The following is a 4,366-nucleotide window of genomic DNA, read 5'->3' as shown; positions in this document are numbered from 1 at the left end:
ATCGTTTGGGTGAGAGTCAGATTAATGATGTTTTCAGCTCGATCAAAATTACCATTTAGATATTCAACTTCTGCGAGTTCTTTATACAGCGCGAACAACAACCGATCGTCTTCGCTATGCTCCCGCGCGTCCAATAAATCCCGACCGATCTGCAAATACTCCAGTGCTGAAGGATAAGCGGTTGAGTCTTTGGCTTTCTTGCCTGCAACCAAATTCAATTTGACTAATGCCAATTTTTCGCTGTCATCCTCGATTAAATCGCGACCGTGGTTGAGATGGGCGACTAGATCGAAGATTTTTTCACATGTGTGGGCTGGTGGCGTACTCTCAAGTAATAGCCTGCCGATTTGGAGATGAACTGCTTGTTTGTGATGATCGTCAATTAAGGTGTAAGCTGCTTGTTGAACGCGATCGTGTCGAAATTTGAAATTGAGAATTAGCAGTGGCGACTCGATCTCGTCAGTACCGACTGATTCTAACTCAGAAGTTGCTAAAATCACGCCTCGATCGATCGCTGGCAGTAGGATAGCAAAGGTTTCGATAAGAGATTTTTGATTGATAATTGAGAGCGTGTCTAAATCGAACTTATTACCGACACAAGCTGCTAACCAGACCAAATCGTGTGTTGCGGCTGGTAATTTTTTTAAGGTACCGATCGTTAACTCGATGACATTATCGGTAATATTTCGGCGTTCGATCGTCTCGATCTCCCACTGCCAACAACCTTGCTGCCAATTAAAGGTTAATAAGTGATCTCGATACAAAGCCTTTAAAAATTCATTGACAAAAAAGGGATTGCCCAAAGTTTTAGCGATGACTAATGCTGCTAACGATCGCACAATCCTCAGATCTCGATCGACAGTATCGGCAATTAACTGGGTGATTTCTGCTAAATTCAAGGGATTTAAGCTAATTTTGGTAATCCGAGCACCTTTACGCATCAGCGACTCAATGGCGATCGTCAAAGGATGAATCGGACTGACTTCATTATCGCGATAAGCTCCAATCAGTAACAGATGTTGCAACTGCTCGTCACTCATCATCAATTCGATCGCTTTAAGACTGGCTAAATCTGCCCACTGGAGATCGTCGAGAAAGATAACCAATGGATGCGAATCGTGACAAAAGACCCGCACGAAGTTTTGACATACTAAATTAAAACGATGCTGACGATCTGTGGATTCGAGCTGTTGTCCGGCTGGAGCAGCACCGATAATTAGTGCTAAATCTGGAATCAGATCGACAATCATTTGACCGTTAGTACCCACCGCTGCCAGGATTTTCGATCGCCACTGAGCGAGTTGAGGGGGACTTTCACTTAAGAGTTGCTGGACTAAAGATTTAAAGGCTTGGACGAGCGCAGAATAGGGAATATTGCGCTGTAGCTGGTCGAATTTCCCCGCGATAAAGTAGCCCTGTCTTTGCGTAATTGGTTTGTAGATTTCCCGCACCAATGCTGATTTACCAACGCCAGAGTAACCGGTGACTAGTACCATTTCAACTCGATCTCGATCGCGCTTGTCGATGATCTGTTCGCGATCTTCTACCGGAAATGCGACGCGATCGAACGCTGCTAATAAGGTTTCCAGTTCTTGCTGTCTACCATAAAGTTTCTGGGGAATTTGGAAATTCCCCGAAATATCTCGCTCGGCGAGAGTGAAGTCAGCAATCTGACCGGTAAGCTGCAATTGCCTTTGACAGGCTGCTAAATCTACTTTTAATCCCCAGGCACTTTGATATCGCTCTTCAGCCGTTTTTGCTAATAGCTTCATCACCAAATCAGACACAGGTGATGGAATTTGGGGATCTAACTGGTGGGGCGATACTGGTTGTCTGGCGAGATGACAATGCACTAGCTCTAGTGGATCGGTAGTTACAAATGGGAGCTGGTGGGTGAGGAGTTGATAAAAGGTCGCACCCAGAGAATATAAGTCCGTGCGGTAGTCTAGGACCCGATTCATTCTGCCAGTTTGTTCTGGCGACATATAGGCGAGGGTGCCTTCGAGGACTTGAGAATTGCTAATCGGGTTCTGTGCGCGCGTAAATATCGTGGAAATCCCAAAGTCAATAATTTTGACCTGTCCAGTCGCTGGGTTATAAATAATATTCGCCGGATTGAGATCTTTGTGAATCACATTGGCCGCATGAATCTGGCTTAAAGTCTCAGCTAGTTGAATTGCAACGTCTAAAAACTCCAACATGCCAAATTTCTTGGACTTGAGCCAGATTTCTAGGGATTCACCACCAAAATCCTCCAAAGACATCACTAATGTATTTTGATATTTTTGCAAGTCATATGCTTTAATCGCGCCATCAATTTGCAAAGAGCGCAGGATCTCATATTCTTGCTTGTAGCGGGTTAATTCTGCTGGGGTCGGATAGCCCGGTTTGAGCAACTTGAGGATCGTTGGTTGTCGATCGATCTCGCGGATCGATCGATAGACAACCGAGTTGGCACTTTGATAAATCTGCGCCAAAATTTGATGTTTGGGAAATGTTAACATCGCTAGCTATTGCGCTGATGAGGGAATCTATTGGTCTAACAAGTCACTTGGCATTTCCGGTAAAACTATTAATGATATTCACCAGCAATGGCATTATTCAGGGTTTGACTATAGCTTAATAGTAATTGGTTATCATTAGCCATTAATTTAGCATCTTCAATACACTGTAACATGACGCTCCGAGAGATTTTAACATTGTGGGCTGGTGTAAATAACAACTTATGCTGTTGTGAAGCAACTAGTAAAGTCTGATAGGCAGTTAATAGGGCACGAATGCTGAACTGACGCAAACCGATAGCACGGCAAGGCGTATTCACGATGTAATGAACTGCTCCCACCAGATCTGCCATGACATCACTCATAATTTTGTACTGCCAGATCTGAGGTGCTCCTGCTAGTGCTAATGGCGATCCGATCGCTTCTTGTATCCACTCATCTGGGATAAAACAAACACCCCGATTCAAATCCTTCCCAAAATCTTTAATGATATTAGTCTTTTGCAAAGCGCGGCCACAGTGCTCACTATAAGCAACTAAAACTTCAGCAGTCTGCGCTTCAAATTGATAATGTTCGATTGCCAATTCTGTCCCAAGATGTCCGACTGTCCCAGCTACAAAATAACAATACCGATCGTAGTCAAGCTTTGTATTTAAAAGCTTGACATTGTTTCTTGAGATAGTCATCAAATTTTCAGGATTGAGCATCTGTTCCATGCCTTGAGACAGTTGCAGAACCCAATGACAGACAATAGATGTTGCTTCATCTGGCAAGTGACCATAAATTTGCCACAGCATCAATCCCTGTTCTACGCTCACTAAACTAATCTCATCTGGACTCAGTCCTGACCAGTTCTCATTTTCCCAAGCCGTCAAAATCTTGGCAGCAAAACTCGGTTGCTCTAGCAATTGATAGAATTCTCCGAACCGCGCTTGTTTCCAGTCTAAAGACTGCCAGCAATCTTCGATATTATCAGCGACACGACAAAGTAGATAAGAAGTTGCTATCATCAGATCTAGTGGCTTTTCAAGGCAAGGAATTATGAGCGCAAAGGAACGAGAAACTTTGTGTAAGAATTCCTCTAAATAATCTTCTTGTTGATAGGTAAGATCGAATTTCATGTGATTGCTGATAAATGATTGTTTCTGGCAAATTACTCAAGTAAAACTTATCCAGTATTGTTAAAGATCGAAAACATTGAGGAAACCTTGCCCGAATCGTACTCGATCTTCTTCCCGTAAATATGCCAATTCTTCAAAATCAGCTAACTCCCATAGATCGCAGTCCAAATCATTAGATCCCGACGCCTTAATAATCCCATTGACGGCTCGGCGTGCAGCCTCATTGGCTCCCTCCATACACGCTAAGTCAGTTGTTGTCTGCACATAATCTGCGGCCAAGAATAAATTAGCAATCGCCGTTACTGCGGACGGTCGATAATGATAAGTTCCCGCAACATTAATCATCAAAGGTTCGGCATCGATTTTACCCTCTGGTGTATCATGTATTGAAGATGCCAGATACCAAGTTACAATGTTGTCATCATTCAGTTGTTCGGCAATATCTGCGTCCAGTTCAATCCGAATTTGGGCTAAGACTTCATTTTTTATTTCCTCATAGCTAGATTCTTTTGCCGTTTTGCCATATATAATTCCTGTCTTATTCCAATCAGAAATACACAGAGAAAGTATGCCTTCAACCTTGTTTTTATTCAAAAGTGTCACTATTTCTTCACCCCAAAATTGTCTTTGAGAAATAGATGTCAATGCCCAAGGAGAGTCGTAATATATAGTATGACCCCGAACCATCGAAACATCTTGACGTAGATAAAACTGAATCCCATTCATCCACTCTAGTTGCAGTAG

General features: G+C 43.0%; 3 protein-coding genes. All 3 read right to left on the bottom strand.

Features of this window, described 5'->3' with window-relative positions:
- The coding region (locus RMO27_RS10975; protein WP_309732297.1) for a serine/threonine-protein kinase PknK at positions 1–2,504 on the bottom strand (2,504 nt) is incomplete at its 3' end.
- 68 nt (positions 2,505–2,572) lie between these two features.
- Complete coding sequence (locus RMO27_RS10970) at positions 2,573–3,622, bottom strand: squalene/phytoene synthase family protein (protein WP_309732295.1); 1,050 nt, start codon at positions 3,620–3,622, stop codon at positions 2,573–2,575.
- A 60-nt stretch (positions 3,623–3,682) separates the two neighbouring features.
- The coding region (locus RMO27_RS10965) for an FAD-dependent oxidoreductase (RefSeq protein ID WP_396133664.1) at positions 3,683–4,366 on the bottom strand (684 nt) is incomplete at its 5' end.

The sequence above is a fragment of the Chamaesiphon sp. OTE_75_metabat_556 genome, assembly GCF_031378165.1.
In the GTDB taxonomy this organism is placed as follows: Bacteria; Cyanobacteriota; Cyanobacteriia; order Cyanobacteriales; family Chamaesiphonaceae; genus Chamaesiphon.
The sequence above is the reverse complement of the archived record's forward strand: the minus strand, read 5'-3'. Positions and strand labels throughout refer to the sequence as shown.

Coding starts and splice junctions, on each gene's coding strand:
- RMO27_RS10970 (WP_309732295.1), bottom strand. CDS start 3,622: ATGAAATTCGATCTTACCTATCAACAAGAAGATTATTTAGAGGAATTC.